Raw genomic sequence first — 19,979 nt, forward strand, 5'->3', positions numbered from 1 at the left:
ATTCGCAAGGGCTGCACCACGATCGTCCTGTCAGATGTGCCGGAGGCACCTGTCTCGGCATACCCTCCGCCCGGAGAGTGATTCCACCGGGACAGCCAGATATGTGAAGCGAGGATGCGGCCTTGTCATTAACGAAGCGTTTACCGTCCCGTTCGCTCCACAGCAGAGAAACTAGAGCGCAAATGCGGCGGGATCCGGGCCGGAAAAGCCGGTGCAGATGATCATTTTGTCATCTTGCGTGAAGCTGACCGCAGATCTTGCCCATGCCAGGGCGCTGGGATGCCAGCGCATCACGCCTTGGCCTTGCTCAGACACCGCACGGGCTTGCCATCAAACCCTGTGATAGGGGTGGCCGGACTGGATCGTCAGCGCCCGGTAGACCTGTTCTGCCACCAGAATGCGCACGATCTGATGCGGCCAGGTCATGGCGCCGAAGGCAAGCTTCAGGTCGGCACGGGCCAGAAGATCGGGGCCGTGCCCGTCTGCGCCGCCGATGGCCAGCACGATTTCCGGACAGCCTTCGTCCATCCAGCCGCGCAGAACCTCTGCAAAGGCGGGGCTCGCCATGGTCTTGCCGGTTTCATCGAGGGCAATCAGCCTTGCGCGCGGATGCAGGCCCGAGAGCAGAACCTGCGCCTCTTCCGCCTTGCGGTCCTCGGAGCGCTGGGCACGGCTTTCCACCGTCTCGGTGACATCGACCGCAGTCACGCCAAGAGCCCGGCCGGTCTTGCGGGCACGGTCGAGATAACGGTCCAGCAGCTCGCGCTCCGGACCGGATTTCATGCGGCCGACAGCCGCTATGACATAGCGCATGAATTACATTCCCCCCGGCGTTTGCTGCCGGGAGCTCCAAGGGCCGTCAGGCCAGATGCCTTTTGCGCATCTGGCCGGGCCAGCTTTGGCCTTACTGCACGTCGTTCGCGTCGGCGGACCACATCTTCTCAAGATTGTAGAAGCCGCGGACTTCCGGACGGAAGACGTGGACAATCACGTCACCGGCGTCGATCAGCACCCAGTCACAATGGGTCTGGCCTTCGATACGGGCATTGCCGAAGCCCAATTCCTTGATGTCGCGCAGCAGGTGGTCGGCGATGGCGCCCACATGCCGGTGCGAACGCCCGGAGGCGATCACCATGAAATCGGCCAGCGAGCTTTTGCCCGCGATGTCGAGGGAGACGATCTCTTCCGCTTTCGAAGCGTCGAGACTGGAGAGGATCGCGTCGATCAGATTGCCTTTGGGAGCTACGTCCAAAGACGGCTGAGTGGGAGAGGACACGTGTGCCTCTCCGGAGTGCAAGGTCATGCTCAGGTGTTTCGCCTTTCGCCACAGGTTGGATAGGGATGCCCGGGCATCCCCGTTTCGCACCACAAGGACGGCAGAGTTTCAGACCCTGGATCTGCCATCTGCCCCAAGAATAGTGCTTCATATCTGTCATTTTCAAGACACAAGCCGTGTCAGTGTTAATTCTTTGCCGTCTCAGGCTTGGGCTGCCGGACGCAGAGGCATCAGGCCCCGCTCGTGTCCGGTTGCCGCAAGTACCTGTATTCAGAGCCCTTCCTTCTGTCTGGCGCGCAGGACTGTCGAAGAGACCGGGTCCAGCGGCGCATGCAGGAAAACCCAGTGCGGCGGCTTCATGGACAGCGCCAGCGGCGCATCCACTTCAGCCAGCCGGTAGCGGGCAAAGGCTCTTGCTGCGGGAGCAAAGAGAGGTGACAGGGACGCGCCGGGCCGGTTGACCACGGCGACGGTGACCTGATTGAGAATTCCCCGCCAGTCCTGCCAGCGGTGGAAGCTGGCGAGATTGTCCGCCCCCATGATCCAGGCGAAGGCAAGATCCGGCCGCAGGCCCTTCAGCCGTGCCAGCGTCTCAGCCGTATAGGCCGTGCGCAGCCGCGCTTCAATGGCCGTCACCTTCATGCGCGGATGGCGCGCAAGGGCGGCGGCCTGTTCCAGCCGCTGGTTCAGCGGCGCCAGATCGCCGTGGTCCTTCAGCGGGTTTCCGGGCGTCACCAGCCACCACACCTGATCCAGCTTCAGCCGGTTCAGCGCCGTTTCCGCCACGAGGCGGTGCCCCGAATGGGCCGGATTGAACGAGCCGCCGAAGAGGCCGATCCGGTTGCCCGGCTCCGCATGCGGCAGTCTGGTCCAGCGGGGATCGGCCTCGAACCGGCCGGTGGCGGATGATGTCACGTCATGGGTCCGTTACGGGCGAAGCTGGCCGTTGCCGTGCACGCGGTACTTGAAGGAGGTCAGCTGCTCGACCCCCACAGGCCCGCGCGCATGCATGCGGCCCGTGGCAATGCCGATTTCCGCGCCCATGCCGAATTCGCCGCCATCGGCAAACTGGGTGGAGGCATTGTGCAGCACGATGGCCGAATCCACCTCGGCAAAGAAACGGCGCGCCGCCTCTTCGTCCTCGGTCAGGATGCAGTCGGTGTGATGCGAGCCGTAGGTCTCGATATGCTCGATCGCTTCATTCAGCCCGCCGACGATGCGCACGGAGAGGATCTTGTCGAGATACTCGGTCGTCCAGTCCTCATTCGTTGCGGCAAGCGTGCCGGGGCACAGGTGCTGCACCTCGGCGTCGCCGCGCACCTCGCAGCCCTTGTCCTGCAGCGCTTTGATGATGCCGGGCAGTAGGTCCCGGGCAACGGCGCGGTCCACCAGCAGCGTTTCCAGCGCGCCGCAGATGCCGGTGCGGCGCAGCTTGGAATTGACGATCACATCCGTTGCCTTGGCCGGATCGGTCGCCTTGTCGAGGAAGATGTGCACGATGCCTTCCAGATGCGCGAAGACGGGCACGCGCGCGTCGTTCTGCACCCGTGCGACAAGGCTCTTGCCGCCGCGCGGCACGATCACGTCCAGGTTGCCGCTAAGGCCCTTCAGCATTTCGCCGACGGCATCGCGGTCTGCCACCGGCACCAGCTGGATGGCATCGCCCGGCAGGCCGGCAGCCTCCAGCCCCTTTTGCAGGGCAGCGTGAATGGCAAGGTTTGATTGCAGCGTGTCGGACCCGCCGCGCAGGATCACCGCATTGCCCGCCTTCAGGCACAGCGCGCCGGCATCGGCCGTCACGTTGGGGCGGCTTTCGTAGATGACGCCGATGACGCCGAGCGGCGTCCGCACACGCTCGATCTTCAGCCCGTTGGGCCTCTCCCATTCGGACATGACACTGCCGACCGGATCGGGCAGGGCGCCAATGGCCTCGAGCGCCTGGGCGATATCCTCGATCCGCTCCGCCGTCAGGGTGCCGCGGTCGAGGAATGAGGCAATCTGGCCGTTGGCCGTCATGGTTTCCACGTCCTGCGCATTGGCGGCAAGGATCGCAGGCGTTGCCTCGCGCACGGCAGAGGCCATGGCGCGCAGGGCGCGGTTCTTCTGTTCCTCTGGGGCAAGGCTGAGCTTGCGGGCTGCGGCGCGGGCACGCTTGCCCAGATCCGCCATCAGTGCCGTGATGCTGCTTGCTTCAACCTTGTCCTGCATCGGATTTTCCTCAGGCTTCTTTCTCGAACTGGGCGTCGTCCAGCGCCAGATCATCGCGGTGGATCATCTCGGCGCGGCCCGGATAGCCGACGATGGCTTCGATCTCGCGGCTGTTGCGGCCCGCGATCATGCGTGCCTCTGCCGCATCATAGGCAATGAGGCCGCGCCCCAGCACCCGGCCTTCCGGGGCAAGGATCTTGACCGTATCCCCGCGCGAGAAGCCACCCGAAATGTGAGTGACGCCTGCGGGAAGCAGGCTCTTGCCGGATTTGAGCGCGGAAACCGCGCCTGCATCCAGATGCACTTCGCCACGCGGCTCCAGATGGCCGTTGATCCAGGCCTTGCGGGCCGTGGCGGGCGTGGAGGCGGCCAGGAACCACGTGCAGCGCACGCCCTCATCAATGGCGCGCAGCGGGTTCATGCGCTTGCCCGAGGCAATCGCCATCACCGTTCCGGCGGAGGTGGCAATCTTGGCCGCGTCGATCTTGGTCTTCATCCCGCCACGCGACAGCTCCGACCCGGCGCTGCCTGCCATCGCCTCGATCTCCGGCGTGATGCGCGGCACTTCGGGCAGGAACACCGCATCCGGATTGGTGGCCGGGGGGGCGGTGTAGAGCCCGTCGATGTCCGACAGCAGCACGAGACAGTCGGCGGTCGTCATGGTGGCGACGCGGGCGGCGAGCCGGTCATTGTCGCCATAGCGGATTTCCGAGGTGGCGACCGTGTCATTCTCGTTGATGATCGGCACCGCCCCCATGCGCAGCAGCGTGCCTATGGTGGCGCGGGCGTTGAGATAGCGGCGGCGTTCTTCCGTGTCGCCCAGCGTCAGCAGAACCTGCCCTGCCTTCAGCCCCTTGCGGCCAAGGCACTCGGAATAGGCCTGCGCCAGCGCGATCTGGCCCACGGCGGCGGCGGCCTGGCTTTCTTCCAGCTTCAGCGGCCCGCGCGGCAGGCCAAGCACGCCGCGCCCCAGGGCGATGGAGCCGGAGGAGACCACCAGCAGCTCGCAGCCCTTTTCCGCCAGCGCGGCCAGGTCATCGACGATGGCTTCCAGCCACTCGCGCCGCAGCTTGCCGTTTTCGACAAGCAGAGCCGAGCCGATTTTCACAACAATGCGCTTGAACTCGCCAAGCTGCCGGGTTGCCTGCTTCACGGACGCCATCCCTCTTCAGGACGGGAGGGAACCTCGTTTGCGGCGTCCTCCTTATCCTTGTCGATTGCCCTGATGATCATGCGCAGCGCCGTGTCCACATTCTCGCGGCTGGCCGACGAGAGGATCAGCGGCTTGCGGCCGCAGGCCGCTTCCAGCGAGGCCGCCCGTTCGGCACGCAGCTCCGGCGACAAGGCGTCGGCCTTGGACATGGCGACGATTTCCGGCTTGTCTTCCAGCCCGTTGCCATAGGCCTCCAGCTCGCCGCGCACCACACGGTAGGCTTCGCCCGGATCTTCCACGCCCGAGCCATCGACCAGATGCAGCAGCACGCGGGTGCGCTCGATATGGCCAAGGAACCGGTCGCCCAAGCCCGTGCCTTCATGCGCGCCCTCGATCAGGCCCGGAATATCGGCCAGCACGAAGCCGCGCCCGTCCAGCTCGACCACGCCGAGGTTCGGGTGCAGGGTGGTGAAGGGATAGTCGGCGATCTTGGGCTTGGCCGCAGACACGGAGGCCAGGAACGTGGACTTGCCCGCGTTGGGCAGGCCGACGAGGCCGGCATCGGCGATGAGTTTCAGCCGCAGCCAGATCCACTTCTCGATGCCCTCAAGGCCCGGATTGGCATGGCGCGGCGCCTGATTGGTGGAGGACTTGAACTGGGCATTGCCGAAGCCGCCATTGCCGCCGCGCAGCAGCAGCAGGCGCTGGCCGGGTTCGGTCAGGTCGGCGATGACGGTCTCGTTGTCCTCTTCGAGGATCTCCGTGCCCACCGGCACGCGCAGCACCACATCGTTGCCCTTGGCGCCCGTGCGGTTGCGGCCCATGCCATGGATGCCGGTTCCGGCCTTGAAATGCTGCTGGTAGCGGTAGTCGATGAGCGTGTTCAGCCCCTCGACGCATTCGACCCAGACGTCGCCGCCGCGTCCGCCGTCGCCGCCATCGGGGCCGCCGAACTCGATGAACTTCTCCCGCCGGAAGGAGACCGCACCGGCACCGCCATTGCCGGAGCGTACATAAATCTTGGCCTGGTCGAGGAACTTCATCTCATGTCCATTTCTGCTGCCCGCGCGTCAGGCATCACTAGATTCCAGAAAACGCGCGCGCTCAAGGCGTGTGCGGATTGAAGCCGCCGCCGTGCCGGTGGCAAGACTGGCGCAGGTGCCGGTGCCCGTCTCGCGGAACCCCAGCCTGCGCAGCGCAGCCAGCGACGCGGCATTGCCCGTCATGACCTCTGCCTCCAGAGCCTCATGATCTGTGACGGCAAAGAACCAGCCAAGCGCAGCCTTCAGGGCTTCGCTCATCAGGCCCTGACCCCAGAAGGGGCGGCCAAGCCAATACCCGATCAGGGGGCTTGCGTGCAACTCGCGAAACGTGATTGCGCCAATGAAGGCATCATTCCGGTCAATGACCAGATTGACGATGGTCAGATCCGTCCCGTCCATCGCCGCCTGCAGCCAGGCTTGCGCATGCTCTGCCGTATAGGGATGGGGCATCCGCGCCAGCGTGCGGGAGACCTCGATATCCCCGGCCAGCGGGACAATATCAGCGGCATCGGCGGCCCGTGCCGGGCGCAAGGTCAGCCGGGGTGTGGCGAGCGGCAGGCCCTGCCATTTGCCGCCGCTCTCCGCCGCGCCCATCAGGCCGCTGCCTTGCGCTGGCGGAAGGCCTTGCCATCCAGCCGCACGACGATGTTGCGGACCTTGCGGTCCAGTGCCCTTGCATAGCGCTCGGTGATGGCTTCCGGCTGGAAGCCAAGCTTGCGCAAGAGCGCCCGCGAGGCGGCATTTTCCTCGAACACCCGCGCGGCAACGGCCGTGCAGCCATGGGCGGCAAAGGCCCAGTCGAGCGCCGCTTCCGCTGCTTCCCCGGCATAGCCGAAGCCCTGGAAGGGGCGGCCCAGCCAGTAGCCGATGGTCGGGCAGCCGGCCGCTTCCGCCAGCTCGCCCGGCGCGTCGATCGCCATGACGCCGATGAAGACGCCGCCCAGCGTGATGGCGAAGACGGCCGCCTCCTCCACCGGATCACAGGTCATCGCCCGGGCGGTGAAAGCCTCGGCCGAGCCCTCTTCATAGGGCCAGGCCATGCTCGTCAGCCAGCGGACAACCTCGAATTCCTGCCCGCACAGGCGGGCGATGGCCTCCGAATCCTCCCCGCGCAAGGGGCGCAGGATGAGGCGGCGGGTGCGCAGTTCCGGCAAGCGGCTCATGACCGGCCTCCCCATTGCTTCAGCGAGCGCCAGACGGAGCGCTCCAGCACGAAGCGCTCGATGGGCACATTGCCGCCAGCCCCCAGCGACCGGGCCATGCCCTGGTCGCGGTACTGGAAGCCGCTCTTGATCAGCACCCGGCGCGAGGCCGGATTGGTGACGCGGCAGCTGCCCTGCAACTCGTACATGTCGCCGTTGCTGAAGGCGTGATCGACCAGCCGGTGCAGCGCTTCGGTGGCAAAGCCGCAGCCCCAGAAGGGCTCGCCCAGCCAGTAGCCGACCTGGATCGGCCCGCCGGGTTCGGCGGCAGCATACTTGGCCTGTCCGATGAAGCGGCCGGTGGCCTTCAGACGGATGGCAAAACTTGCGTAATGGGGAGTTGCCGTCTGGCTCTTCTGCACGATGGCCCGCGCATCCTCCAGAGCGAAGGGATGGGGCATGGTGGCCAGATGCGAGGCAATCTTGCGGTTGTTGGCGAGAAATACAATGTCTGCCAGATCGTCCTTGCGCGGCGTATCGAGCCGGACACGAACCCCTTCCAGCGGCATCCGGGCCGCAACCAGACTGCTTTCGTCTAAGTATCCTTCACTCTCGACAACCATAACTTCCTCCGGTCAAAGAAAAACGAAAAGGGGAGATGGCGTCCCATCTCCCCTTGAACTTTGACCGGTTCACCAGAACCGCCGGGTCGATCAGGACGCCGGCGAACATGGTTTCACTCGGCTTTACTCCGCTGCTACCGCTGCCGGCAGCACGTTAATGAAGGTTCGGCCGTTGGATTTGGCCTGGAATTCCACTTTGCCCTCTACGGTCGCAAAAATGGTGTGATCCTTGCCCATGCCGACGCCGTTGCCCGGATGCCAGGTGGTGCCGCGCTGACGTGCGATGATGTTGCCCGGAATCACGGCTTCGCCGCCGAACTTCTTGACGCCGAGACGGCGGCCGGCGGAGTCGCGGCCGTTGCGGGATGAACCGCCTGCTTTTTTGTGTGCCATGACGAAACTCCTCGTCTTTCGCTGTTCAAGTTGCGCTGAGGTGGCGGCGATTACTCGCCAGCAGCTTCCTCAGCCTTTGCCTTCTTGGTGGTCTTCTTCGCCGGCTTTGCGTCGCCGGTGGAGATGGCCGTCACCTTGACCAGCGTATACGACTGACGGTGACCGTTGCGGCGCCGGGAATTCTGACGGCGGCGCTTCTTGAAAATGATGATCTTGCGGGTGCGGGCCTGGTCGACCACTTCCGCAGTCACGGTGGCGCCAGCCACGAGCGGCGCGCCAACGGTGGTTTCTTCGCCATTGCCGACCATCAGGACCTCTTCAAAGGTCACGGTGGCGCCGGCTTCGGCGTCGAGCTTTTCGACCTTCAGGAGGTCGTCCTGTGCGACGGTGTACTGCTTACCGCCGGTCTTGATCACTGCGAACATGTCTTGCACGTCCTTTTTTTCGTTCTGTTGCCGTATCTCCGGAACCCCTCCCGCCGGTCAAAACCACGCCGCAGGCCGTCTGGCCCATGCCGGAGTTTCTTCTCTTCGGGAACAGCCAGCCCTGCGGAAAAACCGGCAGCAATGCTGGATGGTTGGAGGTCTGGAGACAGCACAATGCACGGAGCCTATTGGCCCCATTTCACTGAGCAGAGGCTGTATAACGCCGCGATCAAAGGAAAGTCAATCCACAACCCGCCGCAAACCGCCATTTTTCCTGCCCCGGCAAAGGTGGGCAGGCATGGTGCGGCAGCTTTTCTCCCGGCCGGTCTCCCGGCTGTCGGGTGCGGCGCTGCCAGGAGACACCGGGCCGCCCCGGCCAAGCGCAGCGCGAGCCGGGAGCTGTTCGCCTGCAGAGAGGCGCCATCGTCCTGAGCCTTGGCAACGGGTTGCCGCCGGAAGCTCCACGGACCGCTCTGCGAACGGATGGTTCCCGGATCTTCGCTGCGCGTCGTCCGGGACGGCGCCTCGTGTGCCGGTTCCGTGCAGTCTGCACCGGGGCGCCGGTGGCCTCGGCAAGTGGCGCTGCGTGTACGTTGAGGCGGCGTTGCTGCCGGGCATGACGGCTTGCCATCGGTGGGGCTGTCATCTCCACGAAGGTGGGGATCCAGTATCCCCGGAGGCCACGCGGTCAAGTCCGGCACTCATGACGATGGCTGCCGGGCGTGTGGCGGCTTTGACCGGGGAACGGCCTGCTGCATCACCGGCATACGGGTGGCTGAACGGAAAAAGGAGACGCAAGTGAAGCCTGCTGCTCCTGAAAACACTCTCAACCCCTTGCCGCTCAAGGCTTTCTGCCGGTCCCGGCTGTGCATGGCAAAAAAACCGGCAAAAGCCGAAATTGCCCCTTGCGGGGGTTGGAACCCTTGTCTATGTTCCGCGCCACTTGAGACCACGTTTGACGTGTGCCGCGGAGAGGTGCCGGAGTGGTTGAACGGGACGGTCTCGAAAACCGTTGTGCGGGCAACCGTACCGTGGGTTCGAATCCCACCCTCTCCGCCATTCTCCCTTACAAAGACCTTCTCCCGATCCGGCCCCGGCCGGATTTTTCCGTTGTTTTCGAGGGTTATGCGGGAGGGGCTGTTGACCGGGCTACGCCCTGAAGGGCGCGCATGCGTTCTCTCCGGACCTCATGACTGCGCGATTTTGGTGAATAGCTTGCAACCATCAAATATTTCTCGGTTTTTCCGACGTAGCACCTGAACACTTCGATGTCAGTGGCGTTCGTGAAATGGAACCCGCATCGAACATTCAACAGGCGGATCATAGCCTTGCTGCGCTGGATCAATCAGCGGGAAGAGCCGACGTCCTCACCTTCTCTTGTGGGTTTCGAAACCTCATTTTCGCCGAGCTCGAGCGTGGCGCCAACAGTCCGCAGCCATTCAGAAAGACGGTCGGTGGCTACGGAGACCAGTTCGGGCTTACGCAAGGCACACTCCCAAATCGTCGCCACGCGCCAACCCTCGTCAAGCAGCGCTCCGCGCACAGAGCTGTCCCGTGCAACGTTCGCCGCGAATTTGGCCTGCCAGAACTCCGAGCGCGTTGCGGGAGTGGTGGCGTAGCGGCATCCCTTATGCCGATGCCAGAAACAGCCGTGCACGAAGACGACGGCGCGATACTTCGGCAGAACGAGGTCCGGTCGTCCGTGGACCTTCTTTGAATGAAGACGGAAGCGAAAACCGCGCGCGTGCAATGCCCGCCTGAGAGCCAGCTCGGGCTTGGTGTTCTTTCCCCTGATCCCTGACATCATCCGGGAACGGGTCTGCTGGTCCACGATATCGGTCATATGCTCCCTGGTTTTCGTCCTTGAACCTAGTATACACCGGCTGAATGAAATTCGTCAGGAGCCTGATTTGCCCTCCACTTTCGGCATTGTCGATCTGTTTGCCGGTCCAGGCGGCCTTGGCGAGGGATTCGCGTCCTTCGTCGAGGACGGCCATGCGCCGTTCCGGATCGGCATCTCGGTCGAGAAGGAGGCGTCGGCCCATCGGACCCTGACGCTGCGTGCCTTTCTGCGCGAGTACCGTGCACGTCATGGCGTCTTGCCGAAAGAGTTCATCGATTTCCATGCTGGGCTTGCATCCGAACCGGACTGGTCAGCCGTCGACGCTGAAGCGTGGCAGCATGCCATCGATGAAGCCCGCGCGCTCGAGCTCGGAACCGAGGCTGCGACGACCGCCATAGATGGCGCCATCGCGAAGCTGAAACGAAAATACGACGACACGATCCTGATCGGCGGTCCGCCCTGTCAGGCCTATTCCCTGGTGGGGCGCGCCCGCTCCAGGGGCAAGGTCGGCTATGTTCCCGAGGAGGATGCGCGGCACTATCTCTTCCGCGAGTATATCCGGGTGCTCGACAAGCTTCGCCCGGCCGCCTTCGTGATGGAGAACGTCAAGGGCATGCTGTCTTCGACAGTCGAGAGCCGCCTTGTCTTCGAGATGCTGATGGAGGACCTGTCCTCGCTCGGCACGGGCCACGGCCATCACTACGAACTGCGGGCCATCCGGGTCGAGGATGGAAAGGCCAGCTTGCGGGATGCGGTGCAGCCATCGGACTTCGTCGTGCGCTCCGAGGCGTTCGGAGTCCCGCAGCGGCGCCACCGGGTGATCATTGTCGGCATCCGTTCGGACCTCGCAGGACGTGCCGCCGATGCGGAGATCGCTGTAGCGGGGATGGCACGTACCGTCCGGGATGTCATCGAAACGATGCCCGCCTTGCGAAGCGGCATCAGCCGTGGGGTGGACAACGCGGCGGCGTGGCGACAGGAGGTCGTCGACGCCGCGAGACTGCTGGCTGGCATCTGCACGGTGGAGGACGACGACACGCTCCATGACGCGTTCCTGACCGTTTCAAGGCAACTGACGGACGGCTCGCCGACCCTTCGGGCGGCGTCATGTCTGCCGGAGGGCTACGGCACTTCGAACGATGATCTGCTGCGGTGGCTCGAGCGGCCGAACCTGCGCGCAATTGCCCAGCATGAGACACGCGGGCACATGGCGTCGGATCTCGGCCGCTACCTGTTCGCGTCGGTGTTCGGGGCGGTGCGTGGCTACAGTCCGAAGGCCGCCGATTTTCCTCTGGCGCTTAGCCCGAATCACCGCAACTGGCACAGCGGTGTCTTCAACGACCGTTTCCGTGTCCAGCTGGCGGGCGAAGCGTCTACCACTGTCACGAGCCATATTTCCAAGGACGGGCACTACTTCATTCATCCCGATCCGATCCAGTGCCGGAGTCTGACCGTGCGCGAGGCAGCCCGGCTCCAGACCTTTCCCGACGATTACCTGTTTCTTGGCAACCGCACGCAGCAGTATGTCCAGGTCGGAAACGCCGTGCCGCCGTTTCTTGCGAGGCAGATTTCGAGATTGCTCCTTTCAGCTTTGGGCTCTTGATCCGTTGGCGCCGATCAGCGCGGCCTTAGCATCGTCAATTGACCACCAAGGTCGTCGAGCATGTATCATCCGGTGGCAGTTGGAACAGACCAAGGCAAGGTCCTTCAGGTTCGTCTTGCCGTGTTCACCGAGCGATGAAATTGGCAGGGTGTGGTGGCATTCGATAAATTCCCGGCCCCTCTCTCCGTAGGTTTGCAAGAAATCGAAACCACAGACCTCACAGGCAAGACAGCCATGCTGTCTCAGCGCGACGGCTTTCTTTTTCTTCACGAGTGTACTGTTTCGTTCTCGGGAAACATGAACTCGGGTCATTATTAGACCTTCTGACGCTTCGATTTCGGGTTCATCGAAAGCCAGGATCTCCGCATCACTGTCGCCGATTAACTCCAATATCCCATTCGCAACCCGCGCCACCTCGTCCGGACGTCCGGAAAATTCCTCCCAAAGCTCAACTTCAAGCCTGTTGCCATTGGTTAGCCCCTTTCGGCCGTTATCAATATATTGGGGGTCGAAAGAACTGAAGATTCGCAACTTCATGGCGATTGCATCTGGCGTTCGCAAAAGCAATCCGCGTTCTATCAGGCCCAAGGCTACACCAACTTTCGCGATACGCTGCGCGAGTTCACCGATTTCCTCAGATTGGGGCCGTGGATCAAAATTACGATGATTCAGATGATAGTCGAGTGCAATGATTAGCTCGTCACGGGTCCAATCTGGATTTTGGTGTCGACCCTGCTCTACAAGAAACTCACGAACCTTGCGGAACAGATCTTCATCGCTGTTCCGTATCCACTGTTCGTGAACTGCGCGGTCTCGTTCGCTGAGCTCTGACCCTCGCTTCTGACCATCCGACCAGCCCTTTCGACCATTGTCAAAAAGGGAGTCAAAGATGTCGCGCGTATTCCTGAGCGTATGGCGAAACTGCTGTTGAGAGCGACCATCCGAAAGCGCGTCAAAGAACAGGTCGTACGCACCATTCCAACTATCGACGCCCAGTGAGGTAGGCGGCCTCGGCACCTTGCCATCGGAAAAGTCTGTGCAACGCGAAAGAAAGTACCCAACTAGGATCATGTCGTCGGATCGTTTCCGTGTCTCGCCGATGTCTCGAACTTTTGCCATTTCTGTGCTGACCAAATGATCTCTATTGCTTGATTTCAGGAATGGACAAGGAATGAGGCGAGTAGTCCGCCGCTCTGACTTTAGCCCACGTGTCCGCGCGCTTCGCAACTTCCGAGATCTGCTGACCCGGAGCGATCCTGTTGAACTCGGCGTTCACGACCACGGCCCAGTCCCAGAGCAGGTCGCGCAGACCGCCAGAAATCCCCTGTCGCATCCAGATCTGCTCGAGGTCCAGCCTGTCGCCGAGTCGATCCGCGACCACCGACACGACGTAGGTTGCGATGTTCACCCATCCCTGGCGGAACACCTCTTTCGCCTCCTTCGTCTTGATCATGCTCTCGATCGCCTTGAACAGAATGACCTTGGCGATCATCGCCCGATACCAGCGGGCATCGAGCGGGCTCGGGACAATCGTCGGATCATCATCGAGTGCAGCCATGAAGGCAGCGAAGTTTTTCTCGCCAGCCATGGCGACCTGGTTCGGCTTGCCGCGCCACGCTTCATGGTACTTCGCGATGTCGTTCTTGGTCAGTTTGCGTTTCGGCGGGATCATCTCCTTCAGGTTTCGCCTTTTGGCCGGCGTGGTGCCTTCTCTCAGAAGCATGACGTTGTAGGCGCCAGCCGCGCGCTCGTAGAACCATCGCGTTGCGCCGTCCGGGCACCACGTGTCGTTTGCAAGTTTTTCAAGCTCTCGATGGAACGGGCGGTTTGCCGACAGGTCGGACATCTTCACCGCGTTCTGGCTGTTCGCATAGCGGGAGACGTTGCTGATCAGTCGCTCGCGTGCCTCGTCCTGCGATCCCTTGAGGATGATGATCTTTGCGGGGACCATGACATGGCTGAGATCGATGGTGCGATCGTCGCGCGAAGAGAAGTAGATGGTCGAGGTGGTCTGCCCGCCGTTCACGATCTGCAGGCCCTTCAGGAACGACAGGCCCAGATTTCCGTCCTCAGTCCGCTCGAACGCCGCTTCGTCGCAGACAAGAACGAGGCCATTGTTGAAGGCAAGAAAGTGCTCCGGTTCCTTTCGCAGCGTTTCGACGATGCCCTTGTTGACCGCGCGCTTGTTCCCCAGGAAGGTGCGAATGTTGGCTTCGAGCAGCGTCGTCCCGTAGCGCAGATAAAGATCCCGGATGAGCTGCCCGGGAATGGCAGTAAGGGCATACTCGTAGTCTGCATCAGGGTCCGGGACGTGGACGCAGGGGAGCGCCCGACCGATCGACTGGACGAAACTCACGGCCAGCTCGTCTCGCGGCTTGCCCTCGGTGTGGCGGAACAGCCTCTCCATATCCATGGCCTCAACGGCCACCATCTTCTGGTGAACCTCCTTGTTCGAGAACCGTTTGGTCTTGGTCTTGCCATCAGTGATCACGAACACACGAAGTCGGTCAATGTCGCCCCAGCGAGAACGAATGGTTGCGACCAGGTCCCTGACCGGATGGGTCGGATCGATCTTTGCGTCGAGGTTGCCGCTTGCCGCACGAAAGAGAAAGCGAACGCCTTCGCCTGCAGTTGCGGTGGCATCCGAGTCCCTGAGATCGTTCAGTTCCTCAGTCCCGAAATAGTGGGTCACGAACAGGTCGAGAGCCGTTTCATCGGAGCTGAGCGCATAGCCCGTAATGCGAAGTTTTGCGTTGCCGACCTTGCCGCTCCAGTGGCAAACGGTTGGGGCCTCGCAGATCCCGGTTTCTGCGACATGCTCCATGACCATTTCCGCAAAGACGAGCTCATCCGAAGGAAAGGGGCCTTCGCCAGCCTCTACGCGCTCGGCGATGATGGTCTGCAGGTCGGAACGAAAGTTGCGGTGAAATTCTTCAAGGCTCATGTCAGTCAAGTCCAAATTCGTTGATCAGCTCCGGAATCCCAATAGAGGGGACTTCCAAGGCATCGAGGTCGAGTACATAGGCGGCCGAACGGATGGCGGCTGGCAGGGAGGCACGCGTAAGGCGCGGCATGTCACCTTCCGAGCGGAATGTCCTTGCATCCTTCAATGTCAGCGTTCGGCTGTAGAGCGGTGAATGCTCTTCGAGGTACCCCATCACCATGAGCAACGCCTCGAAGCCGCGCTGAATTCCGGCCAGTCTAAACCTCTCGCGGAGTTCAGACACGAGATCGACAAGCGAGATCCCGTCCGTGTTTTCCTCGAAGCGGAAGGCGCAGAGGAAGATGGGAGCCCTGTCACCGTCCAGCTGCTCGATGCTGTTGATCCGCGCAAGGAAGCTGCCGGTCCGAACCGTGCTCTTCACCTCTATCGCGCCACCTCGAACGTGGAAGTCCTGCGCCGCCCGCAACGGTCCCTGCCAGCAGTCGAGAGCACCAGCTCCGAGGGAAGTGTCCGTGAGCAGCCTGAGCAGCCACAGCTCACCGAGCAGGCCGATCTGCGCATCGGACGAGAGTGGACGGTGCGTTCGAGCCATGAACGCCTGCCACTCCATGACACGTTCGAGGAAGGCCTCCATCACGTCGCGATTCGCGGTGTCGGCTGCGGTCTCCAGCGTCCTCAAGACATCGACAACCATGATGGCGAAGATATCCGGTGACCCCTCAGGCCGCCTCACGAGGGCGATGGCGGTCTTCCCGGCAAAGACAATCTGACCTTCGATGCAGGAAACGTCGAAGCCCTTGCCTTCGGGCAGCCGTGCCGGATTGACTGGCCATGATCCAGGAAAGGCGACGATCAGCGCTTCCCGCCCGAGGGGAAAGTGACAACCCGCCTCGACCGAGACAGTGCCTATTCCGGTGAGATGGACAAATCGCCAGTCTTCTCCGGCTTCCTGACGCGCGAGCGCTCGCCACGCACGTGCGAGCCCGTCTTCAGTCCACCCACTCATTGAGGCCTCCCCACAGTACGCTGTTGGCGATGTACCTCGAGTTGGAGACCCTTCTCTCGGAAGTGCTTGACGGAAAACTGATTGCCCAGGCGACGACGGGATCGGCATCATTCAACTCATCGACACCTGCACCCTCGGGATCGAGCAGATAGAGCATGAGCAGGCCGCGTTCCCGGCGAGCCGGAATGCCCGCTTCGGCGACGCCTTCTCCGAGTACGTGACGGATCTGCGGACCTCTCGGATCGGACGGTGGCTCCTTGCCTTCGTTTCGATCCGTGTCGTTGCGCCAGGTCTTCTGGCTGAGATCGAGCGCTGCCTTCCATTCCGCCTCGGTCAGATCGATGGCCTGATCGCGAGGCGAGATCAGGGTCTTTATCGAGTAACGGTCTGCATGTTCTGTCGTTCTCCTCCGCTTCAGCATATTGACCGAAGCACCGCCGACCGTGCGGTATTTGTCGTCCGGGCCTGTGTCTTTTCCGATAAGCGCAACCGTCCAGCTTGTGAGCTCGCTATCCTTGTTCATCTCCTCGATGAAGTCCGCAATCAGCGGACTCATGATCCGGAAACTGGCAGGGTGGGTCCTGTAATCCCTTAGGAACGAGATGACGCTCAGGGCGGGTACATCTCGCCAGAGGTGACCGTTCCACTTCTGACCTTGTGGAACGAAATGCTGATCGTTCAGATCCGTCGATGGACCGAGTGCGCTGATGAAACGATCCGTGGCATTGAAGTTTGCAGTGATGTCGTCCTTGCGGTTGGGAAACACGATGGCCTGCAGAAGATCGCCCGAATAGGTCAGCTGCATAGCGCGAGCGTTCCTCATCTTGGCCCGCGAGGTCACGGTCAGCACGGAGTGCGATTTCACCCGCAGACCGAACTGTTTTGGCGTGGCGCCGGCCGCGACCATGTTGTCGAACTCCTGACGCAACTCTTCGGCGGCGTCGGCGATATGGCCGAACCATTCCACCATTTCCTGTGATGTGTAGAGGCGGCAGACATCGAGGTAGCCGTCGCGGTAGCCGAACCACCGCCCCATCTGCATGAGCGTGTCGTACATGCGTGCGGTTCGCAGGAAGTAGCTCGTGCAGAGACCTTCGAGCGTCAGACCACGCGCCAACTTGTCGCCGCCGATGGCAATCACCTTCAGGCCGGTGCCATCGTTCTCAGCATAATCGAGTGCATCCTTCGCCGTGCCGTTGATCTCGCGCACGCGAATGTCGGACAGGACGTCGGGGAGGACGGCACGAATGTCCGCCCACGAAAAGTTCTCCAGCGTTTCGCCCTCGACGAGGGCAGAGCGGATTCCCTGCATGCCTGGCAGGAAGGTCTTTTCATATTCCTTGCGCATGGACGCCTCGAGGTCCGCAAGCTCGATGCCGCGGGTGTAGCGGCCCTTCATATCCCGCACGTACTCTGCGACCTGATTGACGACAGCGTTCTGCACCGAGGTGAAGCGGGTAACGTGGATTAGCATCGAGGAATGCTTGCTGCCCTGTCCGCGCAGCTTCCTCACTGCACAGGCATAGACGAAGGAGCGGATCGCTTCTGCGAGCGAGTCCGGCACACGGTCCTCTCCCTGCCATCGCGGCCGGTAGCCGTTCTTGTGTCGTGGCGGCATCCATGGTTGAAACTCGTCATCCGAGAGCGGGCGCACCAGAGGCAGGTCTTCGGGCGTGCTGGAAGCCGATCCGAAGACACGACCCGGCCCGACATAGTTCGATGGTGCCGCAAGGCTGGTGATGAAGGCTGCCGGGAAGAGGTCCGGTCCGTGCTCCTGTGTCTCCCCGCGGTCATGAATGAAGATGTTCGCAAAGGGCGTCGCCGTGTAGCCGACATAAGCCTTCCGCGAGAAGTGGTGGAGGATCGACCGGATCAACCTGTTGATGGTCTTGGGTTCATGTTCGATATCCGGGTTGCCAAACTCGTCCACGACGTCTTCACCCGTATCGACCGATCCATGGTCGGACTCGTCGTCGATCACTAGGAGAGGCAGGTTGGTGACGAGCTTGCGACCGGTTTCGGGGTCGACGTGATTGGCGACACGGTTCCGGATCCAGTGCAGCAGGCGCTCGAGCACCGTCTTGTTTTTCTTGACCACGAACAACCACGGTCGCTGTTCCGGGCTGATGTTCATCTTCGCCGCAACGGCCGTGTTGAAGTCGCCCTTGTCGCTCCGATTTGTTGCAGCGTTGGGACGGACAGACATGTCCTTGTCGATCAGTCCCACCCCGACTGCAGGGAGCTCGTCAGCGTCAGCGATGGTGGCAAAGCCCAGGAACCCCTCGTCGAGGCGGATCTGTGTCTGGGCTCTCAGGTTGTTGTGGAGGCCGGCCAGCACGATGATGATCTTGTAACCGGCGTCGGCGGCCTTGCAGATCAGTCCGGTGTAGTTGCCGGTTTTTCCCGACTGAACGTGGCCCACGACCAGTCCGCGACGATCCCATGCGCCTTCCCGGGTCGGGTCCTCGAGTTGCGACAGGACTTCATCCGTGGCGACGTCGAGGGCGTCGAGGGCCGTCCAGGGAATGCGCGCCTCCATGTACTCGGAATAGCGCTGCCAGTATGTCCAGCCTTTCTTCCTTTCCGCATCGAGCCAGGCGACATGGTCCTCACCGCTCGACAGGGTAGCGTTCTCGCCCACCGTGCGGCTTGATCGGCGAATAAGTTCGTCAACGAGTGCGTCCCGATCAACAAGGGCGAAATCGTCCTCCATCATGATCGCGAGCTTCGTCAACTCCTTCTCGATCATTTCCGGAGTGACAGGGCTCTGAGCGCGTTCCGCAGCAAGGCGGAGCATGTTCTGGGCCATGGAAAGGATTGAATCGAAGGCCTTCTGGTTTGAAATCGTCATTGCGTGTCTTTCGCTTCAAGGGCTGCAACCAGGTCGAGGTGCCGGTCGAATGGGGGCGTGCGACCGAGCCGCTCGCGCGCCTCGGTCGGGCTGAGCCCGCGGAACTTCACCAGTGCTTCAAACATCGAGGACAGGGTCTCCATCACCTCGTTCTCGGCCGCTCCGGTGAAACCAGTTCTCGGCGTCTCCTTGTCTTCCGCCGTATCCAGCCAGATACGCTGCACGGGCACTGTCTCTTCGATCAGCCTCAGAAGAGCGAGGATGTCGGGCTTGAGTGGGCCGGCGCGATCGAGGATCGAGGCGAGAAGATCATGGTCACGAGCGATCCGGTAAGACGTTCCTTGTGCCGAACGCCGCACTTGCCAGGCTTCGGCGACTGCGTTCGGGCGCGTGCCTGAGGCCGGAGTCACGTGTCCCCGGTGGGCGAAGACCCGCCGCGCCGTGTCGCGTGTTTCTGTTGCGAGACGATGAAGCTGGGATCGCAGGCGCACCGGGGGGCTGGCCGTCGATTTCAGGACATTGATCTTCCAATCGGCATCCGCGCTGTTCGGTATGTCGAGTCGGATACGAGCGAGCCTGTGAGCTTCATCGCGCGGCCATGGCTTGCCGCCATCGCCGAGGCCAAGCCACCCCCCAGCGAGAAGGAGACGCTTGTTGCGGTAGACGTAGAAGCCCTCCTGCTGCGTCCATCCTCCGGGCCCCGCCGCCGCTTCCTGCTCGGCAGGCTTGAGCATGTCGCGATGCGGAAGGACGTGGCATTGCACGGTCACACCGGTGGTGTGGAGGATCCGATACTCGGGGCTTTCGAGCGCCTTGCCGGGATGACCGATGAGGTACGGATCCCAAGGCTTCAATCCTCTGCCATTGAGCGAGAGGCGCAGCATGGGCAGTTGGCCATCGATGAGGCGATGGAAGGTCATCGCAAGATGCGCCTCCACGCGATCCGCGAGCTCGATCATGTCGGTGGTCGCGAAGCCATCCGTCACGATACGGTCCAGTTTCTCCCAGAGTACGATGGTGCCGTGGGCCATCTGGTCCAGCGGCGCGAGCAAATGCTCTGATCCCGGCGACGGTCCCTCGAAGAGCGGCCAATCGGCCCCGGGTTCCTGACCGATGAGATCGAGGTCCCAGCGCAGGCAGACGACCGGTCCACCTTCCTTCCGACTGGCTACGGTGAGGCGACGAGCCTGAGAGAAGCTGGCCGTCTTCAGGCCCAGCCCGAAGCGCCCGAGGTCGGTGGCGGCGCGTTCAGCCCTCGGATCGCGTGCGCCAAGCCGCATGCCGGCCTCCAGAGCCGCGTCGTCCATGCCGTCGCCGTCATCAACGATCCTTACCCAGCTCTCTGGACCGGCCCATTCGAGATGAACACCGACTTCACCCGCGTTCGCCGCGATGGAGTTATCGATCAGATCTGCAATGGCGGTGGGAGGAGCATAACCAAGCCCGCGCAGGGACTCGAGCATCGAACC

Annotated in this window: 18 protein-coding genes and 1 tRNA gene; 2 read left to right on the forward strand and 17 right to left on the reverse strand. The window is 62.4% G+C overall.

What is annotated here, in order from left to right; genetic code table 11:
- Nucleotides 1-330: 330 nt before the first annotated feature.
- From rlmH to rplU, 11 genes are all read right to left on the reverse strand, one after another.
- Nucleotides 331-813: a 23S rRNA (pseudouridine(1915)-N(3))-methyltransferase RlmH gene (rlmH, locus tag AC0CMF_RS13845; RefSeq protein ID WP_019963653.1), complete on the reverse strand. Its 483-nt coding sequence runs from the start codon at nucleotides 811-813 to the stop codon at nucleotides 331-333.
- A gap of 91 nt (nucleotides 814-904) precedes the next feature.
- Entirely contained in the window at nucleotides 905-1,303 is a 399-nt protein-coding gene (rsfS, locus tag AC0CMF_RS13850) for a ribosome silencing factor (RefSeq protein ID WP_081625965.1), read from the reverse strand.
- A 243-nt stretch (nucleotides 1,304-1,546) separates the two neighbouring features.
- Complete coding sequence (locus AC0CMF_RS13855) at nucleotides 1,547-2,191, reverse strand: nicotinate-nucleotide adenylyltransferase (protein WP_374629235.1); 645 nt, start codon at nucleotides 2,189-2,191, stop codon at nucleotides 1,547-1,549.
- Nucleotides 2,192-2,203: 12 nt separating this feature from the next.
- A complete protein-coding gene (locus tag AC0CMF_RS13860) occupies nucleotides 2,204-3,484 on the reverse strand; it encodes a glutamate-5-semialdehyde dehydrogenase (protein WP_374629234.1) in 1,281 nt (426 codons plus the stop codon).
- 10 nt (nucleotides 3,485-3,494) lie between these two features.
- Nucleotides 3,495-4,646: a glutamate 5-kinase gene (gene proB, locus AC0CMF_RS13865; RefSeq protein WP_374629233.1), complete on the reverse strand. Its 1,152-nt coding sequence runs from the start codon at nucleotides 4,644-4,646 to the stop codon at nucleotides 3,495-3,497.
- The gene (obgE, locus tag AC0CMF_RS13870; RefSeq protein WP_050473333.1) at nucleotides 4,634-5,680 is read right to left on the reverse strand and encodes a GTPase ObgE; all 1,047 of its coding nucleotides are present in this window, start codon (nucleotides 5,678-5,680) and stop codon (nucleotides 4,634-4,636) included. The genes proB and obgE overlap by 13 nt, the downstream gene beginning before the upstream one ends.
- A 27-nt stretch (nucleotides 5,681-5,707) precedes the next feature.
- Entirely contained in the window at nucleotides 5,708-6,274 is a 567-nt protein-coding gene (locus tag AC0CMF_RS13875) for a GNAT family N-acetyltransferase (RefSeq protein WP_374629231.1), read from the reverse strand.
- The gene (locus AC0CMF_RS13880; protein ID WP_050473331.1) at nucleotides 6,274-6,843 is read right to left on the reverse strand and encodes a GNAT family N-acetyltransferase; all 570 of its coding nucleotides are present in this window, start codon (nucleotides 6,841-6,843) and stop codon (nucleotides 6,274-6,276) included. Before AC0CMF_RS13880 ends, AC0CMF_RS13875 begins: the two co-directional genes overlap by 1 nt.
- Nucleotides 6,840-7,445: a GNAT family N-acetyltransferase gene (locus tag AC0CMF_RS13885; RefSeq protein ID WP_094462809.1), complete on the reverse strand. Its 606-nt coding sequence runs from the start codon at nucleotides 7,443-7,445 to the stop codon at nucleotides 6,840-6,842. Before AC0CMF_RS13885 ends, AC0CMF_RS13880 begins: the two co-directional genes overlap by 4 nt.
- Nucleotides 7,446-7,568: 123 nt before the next feature.
- Nucleotides 7,569-7,838 (reverse strand): 50S ribosomal protein L27, encoded by a 270-nt coding sequence (rpmA, locus tag AC0CMF_RS13890; RefSeq protein ID WP_019963644.1) that lies wholly within the window; start codon nucleotides 7,836-7,838, stop codon nucleotides 7,569-7,571.
- A 50-nt stretch (nucleotides 7,839-7,888) separates the two neighbouring features.
- Nucleotides 7,889-8,263 carry a 50S ribosomal protein L21 gene (rplU, locus tag AC0CMF_RS13895; protein WP_050473329.1) on the reverse strand — a complete coding sequence of 125 codons (375 nt, stop codon included), beginning with the start codon at nucleotides 8,261-8,263 and terminating at the stop codon, nucleotides 7,889-7,891.
- Nucleotides 8,264-9,232: 969 nt separating this feature from the next.
- Here rplU and AC0CMF_RS13900 point away from each other — a divergent pair.
- Nucleotides 9,233-9,322, forward strand: a tRNA-Ser gene (locus AC0CMF_RS13900).
- Nucleotides 9,323-9,608: 286 nt separating this feature from the next.
- Here AC0CMF_RS13900 and AC0CMF_RS13905 read toward each other — a convergent pair.
- Nucleotides 9,609-10,106 (reverse strand): very short patch repair endonuclease, encoded by a 498-nt coding sequence (locus tag AC0CMF_RS13905; protein WP_050474437.1) that lies wholly within the window; start codon nucleotides 10,104-10,106, stop codon nucleotides 9,609-9,611.
- Between the two features lie 67 nt (nucleotides 10,107-10,173).
- Here AC0CMF_RS13905 and AC0CMF_RS13910 point away from each other — a divergent pair, with 67 nt between their 5' ends.
- Nucleotides 10,174-11,709: a DNA cytosine methyltransferase gene (locus AC0CMF_RS13910; RefSeq protein ID WP_374629228.1), complete on the forward strand. Its 1,536-nt coding sequence runs from the start codon at nucleotides 10,174-10,176 to the stop codon at nucleotides 11,707-11,709.
- On the opposite strand, the gene AC0CMF_RS13915 is transcribed toward AC0CMF_RS13910, so the two are convergent.
- From AC0CMF_RS13915 to AC0CMF_RS13935, 5 genes are read right to left on the reverse strand one after another with little or no spacing between them, the layout of a single operon-like run.
- Nucleotides 11,692-12,843: an HNH endonuclease gene (locus AC0CMF_RS13915; RefSeq protein WP_374629227.1), complete on the reverse strand. Its 1,152-nt coding sequence runs from the start codon at nucleotides 12,841-12,843 to the stop codon at nucleotides 11,692-11,694. The two genes, AC0CMF_RS13910 and AC0CMF_RS13915, sit on opposite strands and share 18 nt — an antisense overlap.
- 7 nt (nucleotides 12,844-12,850) lie before the next feature.
- Nucleotides 12,851-14,653: an AIPR family protein gene (locus AC0CMF_RS13920; protein ID WP_374629226.1), complete on the reverse strand. Its 1,803-nt coding sequence runs from the start codon at nucleotides 14,651-14,653 to the stop codon at nucleotides 12,851-12,853.
- A gap of 1 nt (nucleotide 14,654) precedes the next feature.
- Entirely contained in the window at nucleotides 14,655-15,659 is a 1,005-nt protein-coding gene (locus tag AC0CMF_RS13925) for a PD-(D/E)XK motif protein (protein WP_374629225.1), read from the reverse strand.
- Nucleotides 15,643-18,510: a Z1 domain-containing protein gene (locus AC0CMF_RS13930; protein WP_374629224.1), complete on the reverse strand. Its 2,868-nt coding sequence runs from the start codon at nucleotides 18,508-18,510 to the stop codon at nucleotides 15,643-15,645. Before AC0CMF_RS13930 ends, AC0CMF_RS13925 begins: the two co-directional genes overlap by 17 nt.
- Nucleotides 18,507-19,973 (reverse strand): ATP-binding protein, encoded by a 1,467-nt coding sequence (locus AC0CMF_RS13935; protein WP_374629223.1) that lies wholly within the window; start codon nucleotides 19,971-19,973, stop codon nucleotides 18,507-18,509. The genes AC0CMF_RS13930 and AC0CMF_RS13935 overlap by 4 nt, the downstream gene beginning before the upstream one ends.
- Nucleotides 19,974-19,979: the final 6 nt, after the last annotated feature.

The organism is Pannonibacter sp. CBAS1226, from assembly GCF_055685825.1.

Bases quoted from the DNA above. Each gene is read 5' to 3' on its own strand.
- obgE (WP_050473333.1), bottom strand. From the start codon at position 5,680: ATGAAGTTCCTCGACCAGGCCAAGATTTATGTACGCTCCGGCAATGGC.
- AC0CMF_RS13930 (WP_374629224.1), bottom strand. From the start codon at position 18,510: ATGACGATTTCAAACCAGAAGGCCTTCGATTCAATCCTTTCCATGGCC.
- AC0CMF_RS13860 (WP_374629234.1), bottom strand. From the start codon at position 3,484: ATGCAGGACAAGGTTGAAGCAAGCAGCATCACGGCACTGATGGCGGAT.
- rsfS (WP_081625965.1), bottom strand. From the start codon at position 1,303: ATGACCTTGCACTCCGGAGAGGCACACGTGTCCTCTCCCACTCAGCCG.
- AC0CMF_RS13920 (WP_374629226.1), bottom strand. From the start codon at position 14,653: ATGAGCCTTGAAGAATTTCACCGCAACTTTCGTTCCGACCTGCAGACC.
- rplU (WP_050473329.1), bottom strand. From the start codon at position 8,263: ATGTTCGCAGTGATCAAGACCGGCGGTAAGCAGTACACCGTCGCACAG.
- AC0CMF_RS13905 (WP_050474437.1), bottom strand. From the start codon at position 10,106: ATGACCGATATCGTGGACCAGCAGACCCGTTCCCGGATGATGTCAGGG.
- AC0CMF_RS13935 (WP_374629223.1), bottom strand. From the start codon at position 19,973: ATGCTCGAGTCCCTGCGCGGGCTTGGTTATGCTCCTCCCACCGCCATT.
- AC0CMF_RS13880 (WP_050473331.1), bottom strand. From the start codon at position 6,843: ATGAGCCGCTTGCCGGAACTGCGCACCCGCCGCCTCATCCTGCGCCCC.
- AC0CMF_RS13875 (WP_374629231.1), bottom strand. From the start codon at position 6,274: ATGGGCGCGGCGGAGAGCGGCGGCAAATGGCAGGGCCTGCCGCTCGCC.
- rlmH (WP_019963653.1), bottom strand. From the start codon at position 813: ATGCGCTATGTCATAGCGGCTGTCGGCCGCATGAAATCCGGTCCGGAG.
- AC0CMF_RS13925 (WP_374629225.1), bottom strand. From the start codon at position 15,659: ATGAGTGGGTGGACTGAAGACGGGCTCGCACGTGCGTGGCGAGCGCTC.
- rpmA (WP_019963644.1), bottom strand. From the start codon at position 7,838: ATGGCACACAAAAAAGCAGGCGGTTCATCCCGCAACGGCCGCGACTCC.
- proB (WP_374629233.1), bottom strand. From the start codon at position 4,646: ATGGCGTCCGTGAAGCAGGCAACCCGGCAGCTTGGCGAGTTCAAGCGC.
- AC0CMF_RS13885 (WP_094462809.1), bottom strand. From the start codon at position 7,445: ATGGTTGTCGAGAGTGAAGGATACTTAGACGAAAGCAGTCTGGTTGCG.